The sequence below is a fragment of the Microcystis sp. M31BS1 genome, from assembly GCF_020245285.1.
Lineage (GTDB): Bacteria > Cyanobacteriota > Cyanobacteriia > Cyanobacteriales > Microcystaceae > Microcystis > Microcystis panniformis.
Genome location: NZ_JADBVE010000329.1, coordinates 1 through 17,851, shown reverse-complemented (window position 1 = coordinate 17,851; position 17,851 = coordinate 1). Strand labels below are relative to the sequence as shown.

The 17,851-nt window shown below is 42.1% G+C and carries 16 protein-coding genes; 9 read left to right on the top strand and 7 right to left on the bottom strand.

The window, feature by feature from the left end; translation table 11 throughout:
• Nucleotides 1-416: 416 nt before the first annotated feature.
• The 4 genes from IM509_RS18670 to IM509_RS18655 all read right to left on the bottom strand — a co-directional run bounded on the left by IM509_RS18670 (nucleotide 417) and on the right by IM509_RS18655 (nucleotide 3,484).
• Entirely contained in the window at nucleotides 417-1,478 is a 1,062-nt protein-coding gene (locus IM509_RS18670; RefSeq protein ID WP_072924916.1) for a mannose-1-phosphate guanylyltransferase, read from the bottom strand.
• A gap of 125 nt (nucleotides 1,479-1,603) precedes the next feature.
• Complete coding sequence (gene petA, locus IM509_RS18665) at nucleotides 1,604-2,590, bottom strand: cytochrome f (RefSeq protein ID WP_110545684.1); 987 nt, start codon at nucleotides 2,588-2,590, stop codon at nucleotides 1,604-1,606.
• A 43-nt stretch (nucleotides 2,591-2,633) separates the two neighbouring features.
• The gene (gene petC, locus IM509_RS18660) at nucleotides 2,634-3,173 is read right to left on the bottom strand and encodes a cytochrome b6-f complex iron-sulfur subunit (protein ID WP_002781457.1); all 540 of its coding nucleotides are present in this window, start codon (nucleotides 3,171-3,173) and stop codon (nucleotides 2,634-2,636) included.
• A gap of 158 nt (nucleotides 3,174-3,331) precedes the next feature.
• Entirely contained in the window at nucleotides 3,332-3,484 is a 153-nt protein-coding gene (locus tag IM509_RS18655; RefSeq protein ID WP_170863890.1) for a hypothetical protein, read from the bottom strand.
• A gap of 95 nt (nucleotides 3,485-3,579) precedes the next feature.
• Between IM509_RS18655 and IM509_RS18650 the strand changes: the two genes are divergently transcribed.
• The 4 genes from IM509_RS18650 (at nucleotide 3,580) to IM509_RS18635 (ending at nucleotide 7,979) form a co-directional block, all read left to right on the top strand.
• Nucleotides 3,580-6,231: a class I SAM-dependent methyltransferase gene (locus IM509_RS18650; RefSeq protein WP_185237329.1), complete on the top strand. Its 2,652-nt coding sequence runs from the start codon at nucleotides 3,580-3,582 to the stop codon at nucleotides 6,229-6,231.
• A 9-nt stretch (nucleotides 6,232-6,240) separates the two neighbouring features.
• A complete protein-coding gene (locus tag IM509_RS18645) occupies nucleotides 6,241-6,828 on the top strand; it encodes a hypothetical protein (RefSeq protein WP_185237328.1) in 588 nt (195 codons plus the stop codon).
• Between the two features lie 182 nt (nucleotides 6,829-7,010).
• Entirely contained in the window at nucleotides 7,011-7,301 is a 291-nt protein-coding gene (locus tag IM509_RS18640) for a nucleotidyltransferase family protein (RefSeq protein WP_106910011.1), read from the top strand.
• 306 nt (nucleotides 7,302-7,607) lie between these two features.
• A complete protein-coding gene (locus IM509_RS18635; RefSeq protein WP_185237327.1) occupies nucleotides 7,608-7,979 on the top strand; it encodes an endonuclease domain-containing protein in 372 nt (123 codons plus the stop codon).
• Nucleotides 7,980-8,156: 177 nt separating this feature from the next.
• Here IM509_RS18635 and IM509_RS18630 read toward each other — a convergent pair whose 3' ends face one another.
• From IM509_RS18630 to polA, 3 genes are read right to left on the bottom strand one after another with little or no spacing between them, the layout of a single operon-like run.
• Nucleotides 8,157-8,405 (bottom strand): heavy-metal-associated domain-containing protein, encoded by a 249-nt coding sequence (locus IM509_RS18630; RefSeq protein WP_002759990.1) that lies wholly within the window; start codon nucleotides 8,403-8,405, stop codon nucleotides 8,157-8,159.
• A gap of 36 nt (nucleotides 8,406-8,441) precedes the next feature.
• Nucleotides 8,442-8,687 (bottom strand): NDH complex assembly factor CRR9, encoded by a 246-nt coding sequence (locus IM509_RS18625; protein ID WP_185237326.1) that lies wholly within the window; start codon nucleotides 8,685-8,687, stop codon nucleotides 8,442-8,444.
• Between the two features lie 4 nt (nucleotides 8,688-8,691).
• Complete coding sequence (gene polA / locus IM509_RS18620) at nucleotides 8,692-11,562, bottom strand: DNA polymerase I (RefSeq protein WP_185237325.1); 2,871 nt, start codon at nucleotides 11,560-11,562, stop codon at nucleotides 8,692-8,694.
• A gap of 210 nt (nucleotides 11,563-11,772) precedes the next feature.
• On the opposite strand from polA, the gene IM509_RS18615 reads away from it, so the two are divergent.
• The 5 genes from IM509_RS18615 to IM509_RS18595 form a co-directional block, all read left to right on the top strand.
• On the top strand, nucleotides 11,773-12,699 hold the full coding sequence (locus IM509_RS18615; protein WP_002759994.1) for a UDP-glucuronic acid decarboxylase family protein: 927 nt from the start codon (nucleotides 11,773-11,775) through the stop codon (nucleotides 12,697-12,699).
• A gap of 45 nt (nucleotides 12,700-12,744) precedes the next feature.
• Nucleotides 12,745-14,130 (top strand): UDP-glucose dehydrogenase family protein, encoded by a 1,386-nt coding sequence (locus tag IM509_RS18610; RefSeq protein WP_002759997.1) that lies wholly within the window; start codon nucleotides 12,745-12,747, stop codon nucleotides 14,128-14,130.
• A gap of 240 nt (nucleotides 14,131-14,370) precedes the next feature.
• Nucleotides 14,371-15,054, top strand: coding sequence for a Mo-dependent nitrogenase C-terminal domain-containing protein (locus IM509_RS18605; RefSeq protein WP_002765367.1), 684 nt, complete (start codon nucleotides 14,371-14,373; stop codon nucleotides 15,052-15,054).
• Nucleotides 15,055-15,182: 128 nt separating this feature from the next.
• Nucleotides 15,183-16,871, top strand: coding sequence for a SulP family inorganic anion transporter (locus tag IM509_RS18600; RefSeq protein ID WP_185237324.1), 1,689 nt, complete (start codon nucleotides 15,183-15,185; stop codon nucleotides 16,869-16,871).
• Between the two features lie 701 nt (nucleotides 16,872-17,572).
• Nucleotides 17,573-17,851 (top strand): IS1634 family transposase N-terminal domain-related protein (locus IM509_RS18595; RefSeq protein WP_502882265.1); only part of this gene is annotated, 279 nt, incomplete at its 3' end.

Here is a 17,851-nt window from a genome sequence, read left to right as displayed (position 1 = left end):
GATAAAACCGAAAGTAACGCCCGATTTTAGTAGGAAGTTTCCCTTAAAAAATCCCAACTTAGTAGATTTACAAAAATGAGATGTACCCCTTTCAGTTATCAGTTATCAGTTATCAGTGATCAGATTTGAGTTTTAAGTGAGCAGTATTAAATAGAAGTTTCCTACTGTCTTTTCACTGGTTACTGGTTACTGTTTACTGATCACTGATTACTGAAAAAAAGGCTTTTAGACTTTTTTTTCCTCAAAAAGTGCTGACCATTGGAGTGATCGGGGGTAAAATTCCTGGACTTTTTCCCTGAAAATTAGGTAACTGACTACCTCAAAATCGGTAAAACCCTACACCCCACACCCCACACCCCACACCCTGCCCCCACGAAAACCTTTTTCAGCAAACCCTACTTAGGTACTTATCGATCCTATAACAATTTCTCTAATTTGGGATCGGTTTGTAATTGTTTGAGAACCTGTTTAATATCTTGGGTACGATCTTTGTGGACAACGAGAGTCGCTTTACCGTCGCGAACAATTACCAGATCTTTTAAACCAATAGTAACGATCACTTCTTCCCGATCACTAGCATAGATAATAGCCCCTTCCGTGTCCAAACCGACATGATTGGCCAGTTCAATATTTTTGCCCTTTGCTTCCAGTAATCTTTCCAGAGAATTCCAATCTCCCAGATCATCCCAACCGAAATTAGCGGGTAAAACGTAAGCGAGTTGGGTTTTTTCCATCAAAGCATAATCAATACTTTTTTTCTCTAAATCCTCATAGGCAGCGATGCCCCGATCGCTCAGAGGTTGTAAAATATTATTAGCGTGGGTTTTTAGCTCCTCTAAAACCACTTGTCCCTGAAAGATAAACATTCCGCTATTCCAGCTAAAAAGTCCCGTTTCTAGGAATTTTTCGGCCGTGCTGCGATCAGGTTTTTCCGTAAAACGACTCACTTTATACACGGGTAAACCATTAAATTCGCCCTGATTTTCTCCCTGTTCGATATAACCGTAACCGGTGGAGGGATAATCGGGTTTAATCCCTAAAGTAACGATCGCTTTTTGGCTGACGGCCACTTCTACGGCCGCTTTTAAAGTGTTAATATAAGCCTCTTGATTACCAATATAATGATCGGCAGGAAAAAAACCGATCGCCACTTCCTTACCATAACGTTTTGCCACTTCTAAGGTAGCCCAAGTCACAGCCGGGGCCGTATCCTTGCCCACCGGTTCCACTAATAGGTTACTCTCCGGTAAATCGGGCAGTTGTTCGCGGACACCATCAGCGATCGCACTAGCGGTAATTACCCAGAGATTTTCCCAACCTGCCCCTAAAGATAATAGACGATCGGCCGTTGCTTGTAAAAGACTGCGACCACTACCATCAAGACAGAGAAACTGTTTCGGACGCGCTAGACGACTGAGAGGCCAAAAACGTTCCCCTTTACCCCCGGCGAGAATGACTGGAACAAGCGACTGATTCATAAAAATTGACACTTATCGGTTAAGTTGAACCGATTGTATCAGACGGCAGTGAGCGTTTTCCTGACCCAAAGCTAAAAAGCGGGCAAATAACCCGCTTTCTAGCAAAAATAACCGAAATATTGCGATTAGAAATTCATTTCGGCTGCTTGTACTGTTTCCACTTGTTTTTTCTTAATAACTAAGAGGATTTGGCAGAGCATAATACCACCGAGGAATAAAACTAATCCTTTGATCCGGCCGGGATTTTGCAGGACAACTTCCGTCTCTTTTTGACCAAAACCGCCGACATTGGGGTTACTGGTTAAAAATTGTCCCACTTCGATCGCTTGGCCTTCCGAGACGATTAACTCAGGACCTGCGGGGATATTTTCCACCACGGGGCCAGCTTCGGAAGTGATGGTCACTTCATAACCACCAGCTTCGGTTTTGCTGATCTGGCTAATTGTACCTGCGGTAGAAGCTTTGAAGGCGTTATTATTGCTGGGTTCACCGGTGGGGTACACTTGACCGCGACCGCGATTGGCCCCTAAATGCACAGCATATTTACCGAAGTGAATACTCTTATTTTGGCTAGGATCGGGGGCCAGGACAGGGAAAACGATTTCTTTGTATTGATCCCCGGGTAAGGGGCCGACGATAACCACGTTATCTTGACCTTCTTTGTAGGATTGGAAATAGACTCCACCGAGTTTTTCCTGCATTTCTTCGGGAATGCGATCGGGGGGTGCGATTTTAAAACCATCCGGTAGCATTAAGACTGCACCGACGTTTAAACCCCCCTTCGATCCGTCTCCTAACACCTGTTGACTGGTGGGATCGTAGGGGATTTTTACCACTGCTTCAAAGACGCTATCGGGTAATACCGAGTGGGGGATTTCAATTTCGGCGGGTTTTTGGGCTAAATGGCAGTTCGCGCAGACAATCCGACCGGTCGCTTCTCTGGGGGTTTCCGGGGCGGTTTGTTGCGCCCAAAAAGGATATGCTTGGGCAGATTGGGGGTTAATGACATCGCTGGTTAGGAGTAGGGAAACGGTAGCGATCGCCACGAGGACAGCTTTCACTAGGGCTTGTCTGTGGACTTGCGGGAAACTTAAAAAGTTGAATGTTCTCATCTCTATCGGTTGAATAATTCCAAATCTCGTCACATTGAATAATCTAGGACCACCAGGGTTCTTCACCAGTGCGGAAGTCGGTTTCCGTCCAAGTGGAGAAGACGACTTTATCATTATCGGTGACGTTGGCATGGGCGAGGGCTAAGGATAGAGGCGCTGGACCGCGAACTACTTTTCCTTCGGCATTGTACTGGGAACCGTGGCAAGGACACATGAATTTTTCTTCACTGGCATTCCAAGGCACCACACAACCTAAGTGGGTGCAGACGGCGTTAATTCCATAGTTGGCCAGGGTTTTGTCTTCTTGGACGACTAAATAGGTGGGGTCGCCTTTTAAACCTTGGGCTAAGGTGCGATCGCCAGCGTTATGGCTGGTCAGAAATTGACTGACAATCACATCATTGCCTAGGGCATCTTTTGCGGTGACACCGCCACCCGTACCACCGGCCGAGGGGGGAATAAAATACTTAACAATCGGATACAAAGCACCCGCCGCTACTCCGGTAATTGTACCAAAGGTCAACAGGTTCATAAATTGACGACGACCCAAATCGGGAACATCTGTACCGGAAACTTGACTCATTGCTCCTTATCTCCAAATGTAAATTTTTGTAAACTAATTCTCATCTAAGGGCGATTTTGTGCATCTCGATCAAGACGAAAACCCAGAGCTTAAAGAAGGTTTACAAGGGCTGTATTAGATTATTACAGATATTGAGTCACGGACAATTGCCACAGCCATCAGTTAATCTTTGCCCTCACTTCCCCGATTGTCTCAATGTCGGAACTGTGGTAAGAGATTGAAGATTGCTGCTTTGTGGGAGTTGGGAGAATGGGAACGGCAAAGCTGCCCCAAATGCGATCGCCATTAACGGTCATCAAAGAAATGACCATAACAACCTAGTCAAAATACTTTTCTAATTCTGCCTGAGTATGATACATTTGTTTGATGGAGATATAAAGTTTCGATAGCAAGGATAATCGTTGTCATGGTACAAAATCTTTACAGTATAGTAATGGAACTGACAGCACCATCGTCATCGACATTGCTGACTGTAGATCGTACTAGGAAAATACTTAATGATTTTGCCTATAATTTTGAATGGACACCCAGTGATAGCTTAGATATTCCATCAACGAATGATTTTGCCAATGCTCATCTTATTGTTGAACATGGATTAGAACATCAGGCTGTTATTACTTTTTTGAAAAGACCCTATGCCGACCTTAATTATACTCAGAAAAAAAATCTTTTGGGCATTTCCTATAATAATTTACTTGACTGGCATATTCAAGTTGAATCCGAGAAAATCCTTTATGTTTTTAACAGATGTAGCCCAGAAAAAATTGCAAAATCATATCCAATTTCTCGCGAAAATTTAGACAATCTCAGAAGCGGAGTATTTGAAGCCATTTCAGGGCAACGCCATCATCCTAATCTTCCTGCTTTGGATGATGCTTTGATTGAAACGATTTCATTCTGGAAGCGAAATCTATATGCCGAAATGGAAGAAAATATATCTAATCAACAGTTTTCGGCTTTGTTTAATGCTATTATTTTTACGAGAGCCGTTGAAGATAATTATCGCCGCTTATATCCCCAAAGGTATGACGAATTTTCTAATTCAAATACCCTATTTGAAACCTTCTTAAAAAATAACAGCAATTCCTTAACCATTCGAGAGTCAATTCTTAAAACTCTTGAAGATTTTGGACAAACTAACATACCTGAGTATTTAATTGATCGCTCCTTACTCAGTGCTTTTGATAGTTTAAATACTCAAACTGTGAAAGCTTTGCTGCAGGATTTTTATAGAATTAAATCTGCAAGACCCTATGAATATGATTTTTCTCTCATTTCTAAACACGCTCTTAGTCGAATTTATGAAAGATATACCAGTATTTTAAGAGTTGAAGAATCCGATCAACTAAGCTTATTTCCCCCCCTACCAACAGAGCAGAGAAATAAAGCTTATGGAAGTATTTATACTCCTCAATTTATTGCGAGGTTTTTTGCTCGGTATCTACGGGAACAAATGCCTCCCATTGAATTTCAACAATTAAAAACGTTAGAACCTGCTATCGGTTCAGGAATCTTTGTAAGAACTTTATTAGAAATTCAGTGTGATCCTATGCAGGGAGAAGTTACAACTGAATTGATTCAATCAGCTTTTCAGAATGTTTTTGGATTGGATGTTGATCCTAATGCTTGTCAAGCGGCACTTTTATCTCTTTCACTTCTTCACTTAGTTTTGACAGATCAATTACCGTCACAATTATCCATTGAAACAGCAGAGTCAATTCAATACTATCAAGATCATCCCGAATTAAAAGAGAGTTTTAGTGCAGTTATTACTAATCCCCCCTTTGTTGCTTTGTCGGATCAAACAGAAGCAATGAGAAAAAGAATTGCACAATTTATGGGAGATGATGGAAGGGGAAGAATTGATTTATCTTTAGCTTTTATCAAAATAGCATTAGAAGTATTAAAACCGGGTGGTTATGGATTATTTGTTTTACATCATAAATTTCTTTTGTCAAAAAGTGATGCTAAAATTCGTCAACTTATCACCCAAGAAGCTTGGATTCGTTGCTTAGTTGATCTATCTGCTATCCCAATTTTTGGTCAAGTAGATACTTACATTGTTCTTCTCATTTTTCAGAAGCGATTTAATGTACAACCAGAACCTTTAGCGACGATTTCTCATTGTCAAGAATTAGTGGGACGTGCTTTACAAGATGTTGTAGAAGGAAGGGAAGTAGAAAGTCAATTTTACAGTGTTTTTAAAGTTCCTCAAAATGCTTTTAATGGGGAAGACTGGTTGATCAAACCTCCTTCAATTGCTCGAATTCAACAAAAGCTAGAAACTTTACCAAAACTTTCAGAGTTTATGAATATTCGCGTTGGAGTGCAAACTGGCAACAACAAGGTATTTATTGTATCCAAATCTCATATTCCTAAAGGAGAGGAAGCTATTTTTATTCCTTATTTATCTGATCGAGAAATGGAAGTTTATACTACTCCTCAGAAAGTTAGTCAATATCTTTTTTATCCTTATTTTGAGGAAAAATTATTGGAAGAGGATGAGATTAGAAATAAATATCCCAAAACTTGGAAATATTTGTTACTACATCAAGAAATGTTAGAATCTCGTTACGCCGTAAAAAAGGAAAATAAATCATGGTGGCAATTAGATAGCCCCCGTTGTGATTATTTACTTAGACCTAAAATTATTAGTCCCCATTTGTCAATTATGCCTCGTTTTTCCCTTGATATTGAAGGCAAGTTTGCTGTTATTCGTTCCCCAATTATTTATCCTAAAGATCGTCAACTGGAGAGTGATTTACTGCGGTATTTTGTCGCAATTTTGAATTCTAGTATTTGCTATCGCTATATTTCTGAACATTCGCCTAAATATGGTAGTGGTTACTCAATGTTAGAACCAAAAACGCTTTTAAAAACTCCTGTTCCTGATCCAACAAAAGTGTCATCCTTTGATATGTCTCAGCTTTTACGTCTTGTTGATCAGCGTTTTTTAGCATCAGGAAAAGAAGCAATTCAACTTGAAATTGAAATTGATAAAGCTGTCTCTAAGCTTTACGGATTTACTGAAGAAGATTGTTCTATTTATGGTGTATGAATACAAAAGATGAGAATTGAAATAAACTCTCAAGATTTGAAAGAGCGTCCTCAATTAATTAAAAAGATGCTAAGGCCACTTGTTTTAAAAAATAAGCTATTTGTTCAACCTGTTAGTAAAGGTGACGAATATGTTGCGTCTGTCAAAGATACTTATCAATCAACAACGAATCAATATACTGAGAGCCGTTTTAAAACTTTTGTCCCTGACTTACAAGCTACCTATTATGAAAGATGGTATAAAACCTATCAAGGCAAAAAAGAAAAATTTTATCTAGACCGTGCTTATCTTCATTTTTATATCATTGATAAAACCTTACCAGAACCAGCAGAAAAAGAATTTTGTTTACTTCATTGCGATCCTAATGAACCTGATGATGCTGCTCATGCTAAATATAAACAAAGCTTACACCTTCACATTGAATGTTCAGATGCTTCTTGGCCTCATTGTGATGTTTGGCCTCGCGCTCATATTGCACTTAATAATGGATATTTAGATTATGTCCTCAAAGATATTAATTCTCTAACAAACGCAATGACAGAAGCTATACTTATGCTCAAAGAAGAAGTTTTAGCCGCGGTTAAAATCTCCGATTAGACTTCTTGGATAATTAATTTTTGAGAGTTCAAAAATGAGAAAAATAGGGATGAAGTTGCAAAAAATCTCTAAATAGACCCTTTATTAGAAACCGATGAAGAAACGGCAACTGCTCGGATAAACCAACAATTAGAAAGCTTGGGAGTAAAACTAATACGATGAACACAAAAATAAATCTACCAATGGAACAAATTAAAGCATTTTGTCAAAAGTGGCAAGTCACCGAATTGGCATTATTTGGTTCAGTTTTACGCGAAGATTTCCGTTCAGATAGCGATATTGATATTTTAATTACCTTTTCCCCAACTGCTAAACGAGGTTTAACCGAAACCCTACAAATGCGCGATGAACTGCAAGCAATTTTTGATCGAAAAGTAGATTTAATTGTGAAAGCAGCACTCAAACGGAGTGATAACTGGCTAAGATGTAAAAACATTTTAGAATCAGCACAGATTATATATGCCTCATTGTAAATGCTATCAGACGTATTTTGCGCTATACCGATCGAAAAATAAATTAACAGAACTTTTAAAAGCGATCGCACCCTTACTCTAAGAGTGCTTTAAAAGCAAAAATCCAAACAACTCTTAGAAATTGCTAAAATAGGAGTAGAAAAAGCAATAGAAACCGATGAAGAAACGGCAACTACTTGGATAAACCAACAACTAGAATCCTTAGACATTTCCCCCCTTTTTAAGGGGGGTAGGGGGGATCAATGAACCTTTTTAAGGGGGGTAGGGGGGATCAATGAACCTTTTTAAGGGGGGTAGGGGGGATCAATGACCCTAAACAACAGCGACTTTCATCTACCTTATAATACTGCCCTAGTAGCCAGAGCGAAAGAACTGCGAAAGAACATGACCTTAGCAGAGAAAAAGCTGTGGTATTCCTATCTAAAAAATTTCAAATTCAAAGTCCTAAGACAACGCCCCATTGATCATTTCATTGTTGATTTTTATTGCCCTAGCCTCAAACTTGTGATTGAAATTGATGGAGATACTCACTTTACGGATGAGGGAAAAGCCTATGATAAAGAGAGAACTGCGCGATTAGAAAGCTATGGATTAAAAGTTATTAGATTCACGAATTCGCAGGTATTAAGAAATTTTGAGGCGGTTTGTGAGCAGCTAAATCTTTCGATCCCCCCTTAATCCCCCCTTAAAAAGGGGGGAAAATTTAACGCCTAAGCGATAGAAACCGATGAAGAAACGGCAACCGCTTGGATAAACCAACAACTAGAAAGCTTGGGAGTAAAACTAATCTGATGAACACAAAAATAGAACTACCCTTGATTTTTACCAGAGGTATATTTTTAACGGGAGAGGATGTCAACCCTCACTGCTAGACTCAACAGTATGGCCGACTTCGCTGATCCATTGGGCAATTTCTGCGGGGGATGCGGTGGTTTCTACGGTGACGATTTTATTGGCTACATCCACCGATATTTGGGCCGCTGGTTGCTGATTATTAATCGCTTTAGTAATGGTATTAGCGCAACCTTCACAGGCAATACTAGGCACTTTTAGGGTAATTGTCATTGTTGTAACTCCAGTAACTTTATAGCTAAAAACTAGCATAAATTGTCAGGGGTAGCTGATTTTTAAAGAGTTTATTTACCATTTCAGCACTGCCGCTTCGATCCCCTGTTCCCGACGCAGTTTACTATCTTTTTCTAGCCATTGAATGACCTGTTTATGGGTTAGTTCTTCTAGGGTTATTCCCGTATCCTCGGCGATTATTTTTAGTAAGCGTAGGGAAGAAATCGTTAAACGAGTCAGGAATTTTTCGGGAGAAGTCAAGAGGGCAGCGTCCACATCTGCGGATTCTTCTGGGGTTAAAAATTGTCTGTTTTCGATCATAGTTTTATTTGGTTTCCATCCAATTGTCACCGGCTTTTATTTCTACCAAGAGAGGGACTGTCAAGGAGACAGCTTCTTCCATAGTCGTCTTGATTTTTGACTCTAGGGATGGCCATTCTTCCCTCGGTACTTCCAAGACTAATTCATCATGGACTTGCAGCAGTAATCTCGCTCGATAATTTTGCAGTACCTCGGCCAATTTTACCATCGCTACTTTAATAATATCAGCACTGGAACCCTGAATGGGCGCATTAGCAGCCGATCTTAATAATTGTGCCTCCTCGTTGTTGAGTTTGAGGCTATCTAAATCGATGTCATGTAAGGACAGTCCTCGCAGTCTTTTTAAGAGAGGATTATCGAAGTTAAAATAACGTCTTCTACCCAAAATAGTTTCCACATATCCCTGAGCAATTGCTTGTTTTTTGCTATTCTCTAAATACTCAAATACTTGGGCATAACGTTGATGATATTTTTCAATAAATTTTCTGCCCTGTTCTACGGTTAATTTCGATTCACGGGCGAATTTTTGCGCTCCCATGCCGTAAATAACTCCGAAGTTAATGGTTTTCCCTAAACTGCGTTCTTCTGGGGTAATTTCCCCTTTATCAAAGAGCAATTGAGCGGTGACTTTATGAACATCTTGATTACTACGATAGGCTTCTAATAAAACTGGTTCTTGACTGAGATGAGCGAGAATTCTTAACTCGATTTGTGAGTAGTCCGCTGATACTAATAAGTAACCATCTTCGGGAATAAAAGCTTGACGAATTCGCCGGGAAAATTCACTGCGAATGGGGATATTTTGTAGGTTAGGATTGGAAGATGATAAGCGTCCGGTGCTGGTGATGGTTTGATTAAAATCTGTATGTAATCGTGCGGTTTTTGGTTCGGCTAATTTCGGTAAAGCATCCACATAGGTGGATTTTAATTTGGATAAGGTGCGATGTTCAAGGATATAATCAATTAGGGGATGATCTCCTTGTAGTTTCTCTAAAACACTTTGATCGGTAGAGTAACCTGTTTTAGTTTTTCTGGATTTTTTGCGATTGAGTTCTAGTCGATCAAAGAGGATTTCACTTAACTGTTTAGGAGAGCCAAGATTAAAAGTTTCTCCGATGGATTCATAAGCTTTTTTTTCTATGTCTGCTAAGTCTCTTTCTAGTTGCTGGGAAAAGTTTTTTAGATAATTGACATTAATTTTTATACCATAATTTTCCATCTGCCACAGCACCATCACTAAGGGAGATTCTACCTCTGAGAATAATTGATATAAAGAGGGAATTTTAGTTAATTCTGCCTGTAATTTTTCTCGAAGTAAATAGGTAGCGTAGGCATCTAATCCGCAGTAGTTAGCAGTGGTGGCAATATCTAAATCAGCGATGGTTTTTCCCCCAGGAATACCGAGACTTTTATAACTAAGGGAAGTGATACCGTCCAAATAGCGATCGCATAAATCTTCGAGATTATGAGTTAGTTCGGGATGGAGGACATAACTAGCCACCATAGTATCAAAAACTAGACCTTTAACGGTAATTCCTTGATGATAAAAAACATCAATATCAAATTTCGCATTCTGGAAGACTTTCGGATAATTATCACCAGCTAAAATTGGGCGTAATTTTTCGAGGACTATCTCTAGATTTAAATTATCACCGTTCTGGTGGCCGATAGGAATATAGGCCAGAGAATTTAATTCTTTTCCCCAACAGCAACCGATGCCGACTAATTTGGCTACACGAGGATTTAAATCCGTAGTTTCGGTGTCCCAAGCGACGGGAAATTGCCGATTAGTAAAAGTTGTTAATTTGGCCAGTAGAGCATCTAACTTAGGAATAGTATCAATAATGTCGGGAGTAATTAGAACCGGTGGAGAAATAGGGGGTAAATCAAACAGAGACAATTGATTAGAATCAGCATCGCTAGTTAATTCTAGGGTAGGAGTGCCACCTAGCTGCTGTTGAATTTGATCGAGTTTCTGGAGAATTTTCTTTAACTCCAATCTTTCCAATAAAGGTTTAACTAAACGCCGATCAAAACCTCGGAGACGAAATTTCTCTTCATCGAGGCTAACGGGGGCATCAAGGGCAATTTTGGCTAAATAGCGAGAACTTTCGGCGGCGGTTTTACCCTCTAATAATTTAGTTTTTACCATTCCCTTGATCGATTCCAGATTGGTATATATGTCCTCTAAGTTATTGTATTTTTTTAATAAATCTATTGCTGTTTTTTCGCCAATTCCGCGCACCCCGGGGATATTATCAGACTTATCACCGCAAAGAGCCTTAAAATCTACTACCTGTTTTGGTGTCACCCCTAACTTTTCCGTGACAGCTTGGGAATTAAATTCTGTATAACCCTGTCCCGATGTACTTTTGACTGCATTAATATCCAGATAGAGAACCGTGGTTTTTTTCTCCTCATCTACCAATTGAAATAAATCTCGATCGCCTGTTAAAATCTTGACTGTATAACCATTATCGCCAGCCTGTTTTGCCAAAGTTCCTAAAACATCATCTGCTTCGTAACCCGGGGAAGTCACAATAGGAATATTCATCGCTGCCAAGAGACTTTGCAGATTAGTTAAATCGGGGGGAAATTCTTCGGGAGTTTCTTGCCGATTAGCCTTATAATTGACATCAGCTTCGTGGCGAAAAGAAGGAACTGCTAAATCAAAAGCGACCGCTAAATAAGTGGGTTTTTGAGTTTCTAGTAACTGCATCAGAGAGTTTAAAAACCCAAAACAAACACTGGTGGGAATGCCGGTAGAAGTACGGAGAGGGCCAGAACGAGACTTAGCAAAGGCATAATAGGCACGAAAAGCCAAAGAATGCCCATCAATCAGGATAAATAGCTTATTTTGCTCGGCACTGGTCATAATCTAGCCTCAAATTTGCGTGTTATTTCCATTTTAAGGATTACCGAGCCATTATTCAGCCATTAGCCTGGCATCGGCGATCGCTGATAACTGATAACTGATAACTGATAACTGATAACTGATACTTAACACCTCCTCAAAAAAATATTTGCCAAAAAGCCAGCGTAAGGGTATTTTAAGAATAATTTTATATGTTTACTTGTCGATTACATGAGAATCCTAGTTACAGGCGGTGCGGGTTTTATCGGTTCCCATCTAATCGATCGCTTGATGGAACAGGGTCATGAAGTGATCTGTCTGGATAACTTCTACACAGGGACGCGCAGAAATATCGTTAAATGGCTAGGAAATCCTTATTTTGAGCTAATTCGTCACGATATCACCGAGCCGATCCGTCTAGAAGTCGATCAGATTTATCACCTGGCCTGTCCCGCTTCCCCAATTCACTATCAATATAACCCCGTAAAAACGATTAAAACCAATGTTTTAGGGACCATGTATATGCTAGGCCTAGCTAAAAGGGTAAAAGCGCGATTTTTGCTCGCTTCTACCTCAGAAGTCTATGGCGATCCCGATGTGCATCCGCAAACGGAAGAATATCGAGGTAATGTCAACTGCATCGGACCGCGTTCCTGTTATGACGAGGGTAAACGGGTAGCGGAAACCCTGGCTTTTGAGTATTATCGGGAGCATAAAGTCGATATCCGGGTGGCCCGGATTTTCAACACCTACGGCCCGCGAATGCTGGAAAACGATGGTCGAGTGGTGAGTAATTTCGTCGTACAAGCTTTGCGCGGTCAACCCCTAACGGTTTATGGTCAAGGTTCCCAAACCCGCAGTTTTTGCTATGTTTCTGACTTGGTGGAAGGGTTAATGCGTTTGATGAATGGGGATTTTATCGGACCGGTTAATTTAGGCAATCCCGACGAATACACAATTCTGGAATTAGCACAAGTGATCCAAGGCATGATTAATCCCGAGGCGGAATTGGTCTATCAACCACTGCCGGAAGATGATCCCAAGCAACGACAACCGGATATCACTCGTGCTAAAACTTATCTGGATTGGAGTCCAACTATTCCTCTAAGTCAGGGTTTAAAAATGACGATCGAGGATTTCCGTTCTCGTCTAAGCTAATCCCTAATCAATAAATTTAACCTAATTGTCACTGGAGTGATTATCATGCGTGTTTGTGTTATCGGAACGGGTTATGTGGGTTTAGTCACTGGGGTTTGCCTAGCACATATCGGCCATCATGTTATCTGTATTGACAACAATGAAGAAAAAGTCAAATTGATGAAATCGGGACAATCCCCCATCTATGAACCGGGGTTATCGGAATTAATGCAGTCTTCGGCAGCCTCCGGCAATCTGGAATTCTCCGCGGATCTAGAAGCGGGAGTTAAACACGGCGAAATCCTCTTTATCGCTGTTGGTACACCAGCACTACCCACTGGAGAAAGTGACACCCGTTATGTGGAAGCGGTGGCCCGGGGTATTGGGGCCCATCTCAACGGTGGTTATAAAGTAATCGTCAATAAATCTACCGTTCCCATCGGTTCCGGGGATTGGGTACGGATGATCGTCCTCGATGGAGTGGCCGAGAGACAAAAAAATCTCGTGGCCGCTGGTGGCGGTATTAGTACACTAGAACGCATTGAAGCGGAATTCGATGTGGTCAGTAATCCCGAATTTTTACGGGAAGGTTCAGCGGTTTATGATACTTTTAACCCCGATCGCATTGTTTTAGGCAGTAATAACCCGAAAGCCATCGAAATGATGAAGGAATTGTACGCGCCTTTGGTTAAACGCCAATTCGCTGAGGATACCTCCTTGCCTCCCGTTCCCGTAGTCGTTACGGATCTCAGTTCGGCGGAAATGATTAAATACGCCGCTAATGCCTTCCTAGCCACCAAAATTAGCTTTATTAACGAAGTAGCTAACATCTGCGATCGCGTGGGAGCCGATGTCACCCAAGTGGCTAAAGGTATCGGTTTAGATTCCCGTATCGGCAGCAAATTCCTCTCGGCCGGGATCGGTTGGGGGGGTTCCTGTTTCCCCAAAGATGTGTCAGCTTTGGTGCATACCGCAGAAGACTACGGTTACGAAACGGAATTACTCAACGCCGCTATCAATGTTAACAAACGTCAACGGACAATCGCGATCGAAAAACTGCAACAGGAATTAAAAATCCTCAAGGGTAAAACCGTCGGTTTGTTGGGATTAACTTTTAAACCCGATACCGATGATATGCGCGATGCTCCGGCTTTAACCATGATTGAACAGTTAAATCGTTTAGGTGCTAAGGTAAAAGCCTATGATCCGATCGTTTCCCAAAGTGGTTTAAGTCACGGTCTAAGCGGTGTGATTATCGAATCGGATCCGGAAAGATTGGCTGATGGTTGTGACGCTTTGGTGGTGGTGACGGAATGGCAAGAATTCCTCCGTCTTGACTACGGCAAAATGGCTAAAACCATGCGCGAACCCGTGTTGATTGATGGTCGCAATTTCCTCGATCCTGCTGTGGTGACAGCAGCCGGTTTCCGTTACCTCGGGATTGGACGTTAATCCCAGAAATCCGCCTTTTCAGCAGGACTGACGCGGGTGGGGAAGGAGCAAAAAGCACCAACCCTTACCCCTGCTCCTAGGGGCGAAAATTGCCCGATTATGCCAGATGAAAAACGAAAACTTCCTAGCTGACCATAAGGATAGTTGCAATGGTTACATGATGTGAACGGGGGCCACTAGAATCCGGGGGCGATGGGTAGAATTAAATTGAGAAACTAGAAATCAGTTTTAGCAATACCTATGGTTAGCTCTGTTCAATACCGCTACACTAACGAACAAGTTAGGGACTGGTTACGGGGATTACTGACAATTGCTTGGTGTGATGGGGATTATAGCACCAGCGAACAGGAATCGATCGCCCGTTTCGCTCACGAATTAGAATTAGATGACGACCACGTTCTCTATCAATCGATTAGTCCCGAAGAATTGGCCGCAAGTTTCGGTCATGACCCCAAAATATCAGAAAACTTCCTCCGCACGGCGGTCATGGTAGCAATCGCCGATGGCATTTATTCCCCCGCAGAAGCGGCATTACTGCATAGTTATCGGGATGCTTTCGGGTTAGAAATCGAGGCCCTGTCAGCTTTAGAACATACTATCTGTGAAATTCCCGAAATTACCACGGAAGCGCAGAAATCCGAGTTTATCAGTGCCGAACATCCCCACCCAGATCTGCTGCATCCCCTCAAAGATTGGTTAGATGGGGTAGAAATGCACGATCCGCGCTTGGCCCGGTTTATCTGCAAAATGGTTCCGCCTCAATGTCCTTTTGAACGCGATATCGTGCTGTTTGGTCATAAGTTAGTCCATATTCCGCCTCTGTGCAAGTTAAATCCTCTCTACGAACAATTAGTCGGTTTACGCTTCCGCGCCCTATCATACTTAGCCGATGATTGTCAAGAGGATATTTCCGAGTATATTTAGCCAATTTAACTAAAATTGCGGTTAACATGGTATAAATATCCTGCTGACAGAAAATGTCTCAGCCTCAAGTCTTTTCCTAGCTAATTCTTCCGTTAAGATTAGGTTAAGTCGCCGTTGACAGAGAAAATATGAGTAAAAACTCCCGACGAGTCGATTTTTCTGATTTACCGGGGCCAAAAAACCTGCGCTCCTATCAATGGCAGTGGCTGGGCCGAGATATCCTCGCCGGTGTCACCGTGGCAGCCTACGCTATTCCCCAGTGTATGGCCTACGGCGATCTGGCCGGGGCCGAGCCGGTGGTGGGATTGTGGACTCTCGTGCCAGCGGCCCTAGTTTATGCCCTTTTCGGCTCCTCACCGCAACTGTCCCTCGGACCAGAATCGACCACAGCAGTGATGACGGCGGCAGCGATCGCACCTCTGGTGAGCCTTCAAGGGGAAAATTACGGCAGTTTAGCGGCTTTTTTAGCATTAATGGTCGGTTTAATCTGTTTTGTCGCTTATATCGCCCGCTTGGGATTTCTAGCTAATTTACTCTCCAAACCGATCCTGATCGGTTATATGGCGGGAGTGGCGGTGATCATGATTGCGGGACAACTGGGTAAAATTAGTGGTTTGTCAATCCGTGAAAATACGGTTTTTAAAGAAATTTTCGCTTTTTTCTGGGGAATAAACCAATGGCACTGGCCAACCCTTAGCCTAGCTCTATTGCTGCTACTATTTCTATTTATCATCCAAAAATATTTTCCTAAAGCACCAGGTCCCTTGCTGGCAGTTTTACTGGGAACCCTCGCCGTCGCTACCCTCCATCTTGATGGAGAAGGGGTGGCAGTAGTGGGTAAAATTAGCAATACTTTGCCCAATTTTGGCTTACCAACCCTAGATTTTTCCCAATTACTACCCCTAGGAACCGCAGCCGTCGGCATTGCCCTGGTGGGCTATTCCGATAACGTCTTGACCGCCAGAGCCTTCGCCGCACGTCATAACCAAGAAATCGATGCCAATCAAGAATTTTTAGCCCTGGGACTGGGGAATCTGGCGGCGGGTTTTTGTCAGGGATTTCCCATCAGCAGCAGCGCCAGTCGCACCGCGGTGGGCGATTCGGTGGGTAGTAAAAGTCAGATTTACTCCCTGGTGGTGGCAGTGGTGGTGGTGGCGGTCATTTTCTCCCTCGGTCCGCTACTGGCACTCTTTCCCAAGGCCGCTTTGGGTGCGCTGGTGATTTATGCGGCCTGTAAACTGGTGGATATTGCTGGCGCTAAACGACTAAAAAGCTTTCGCAATAGTGAGTTTAATCTCGCTGTCCTGACCATGGTGGGGGTGCTAACCACGGGGATTTTAAGCGGGGTTGCCATCGCCATCGGTCTCTCGGTTATCGATTTATTGGCCCGCATTACCCGGCCCGATGACGCGGTCTTGGGTACGGTTCCGGGGGTGATGGGTTTACACGCGCTCCAGGATTGGCCGGAAGCGCAAACAATACCGGGGTTAGTTATCTATCGTTACGATGCCCCCTTATTTTTTGCTAATGCGGCCGACTTTAAACGTCGCGCCCTCAGTGCCATTGCCCGGGAGACAAAACCGGTAGAATGGTTTGTCTTGAATACGGAGGCGATCGGGGAATTGGATAGTACAGCCGTGGAGATTCTTGAGGAACTAGCGGCAGAATTATCAAGACAGGGTATAGTTTTTGCCCTCGCTAGGGTTAAACACGATCTGTACTTACAATTGCAACGTTCTCGCTTGTTAGATAAAATTAGCCAGGAGAGAATTTACTATACTTTGCCGGCGGCGATCGAAGCTTTTCAACATCGTTAACTGATAGTTAGGGGTCGAGAAGGTCGTCGCCGACCTCCCCTCCCATAGAGAACCTACCCGTCCATAGTTTTCGGACTTTATTGAAATTAGGTGATAGAGTTTTCTAAGTTGGGCTTCCGTCGGTTGCATTTAGTCATTATCGGCTTGATTTTAGATTATTGTTCATTTTTAGCATCATTAACTGAAAGTCACTTACCTAACCTATTTAGGGTTTGCGGCAAAAAGTTTTTCGTGAGGGTAGGGGGGTGTGGGGTTTTACCCATTTTCAAGTGGTCAATTACCTAAGTTTCAGGGAAAAAGTGCCTAATTCTCCCCCCCGATCCCTCCAAAGGCTGCCACTTTTTGATTTTAAAAAAGTAGAATGTAGGGTGCGTTAGACGGCGACAATCTTTGCTTAAACTTGAATCTAACAATCCGTCGTAACGCACCTATCTATCTATCATTAATTTATTTGGTGCGTTACGCTATCAAATGGCGCACCCTACTACTACTAAATCTGGTTATTAAAAACTGATTATTTATTCACCCTTTTGCCTTTTGCCTGTCCTAATATCTGAACTTCCCCCATACATATATACCATAATAGCCGAAAACCCTTATCCATCAATGGATGCACCCCCTTAACTTTTCTTAATGTACCCATGTAATTTGTAACATTTCTTAATGAACAAGAATTCTCTCCATTTGCTAAAATGATAGCCATGTATATAGAAAAAGTTCCTAACCGTAATTCCCCCCCCGCTGTTCTTCTTCGGGAGTCCTACCGAGAAGGAGATCAAGTCAAAAAAAGAACCCTGGCCAATCTCTCAAAATTACCCGATGATATTATCGACAATCTGAAACTGGCTCTTAAAGGGGCAACACTGTCCATGACTGAAGGCATTCCCAATCATTTTGAAGTGATTAGAAGTCTTCCTCATGGTCATGTGATGGCTATTTTAGAGACGATTAAAAAATTAGGTTTAGATAAAATAATCAGT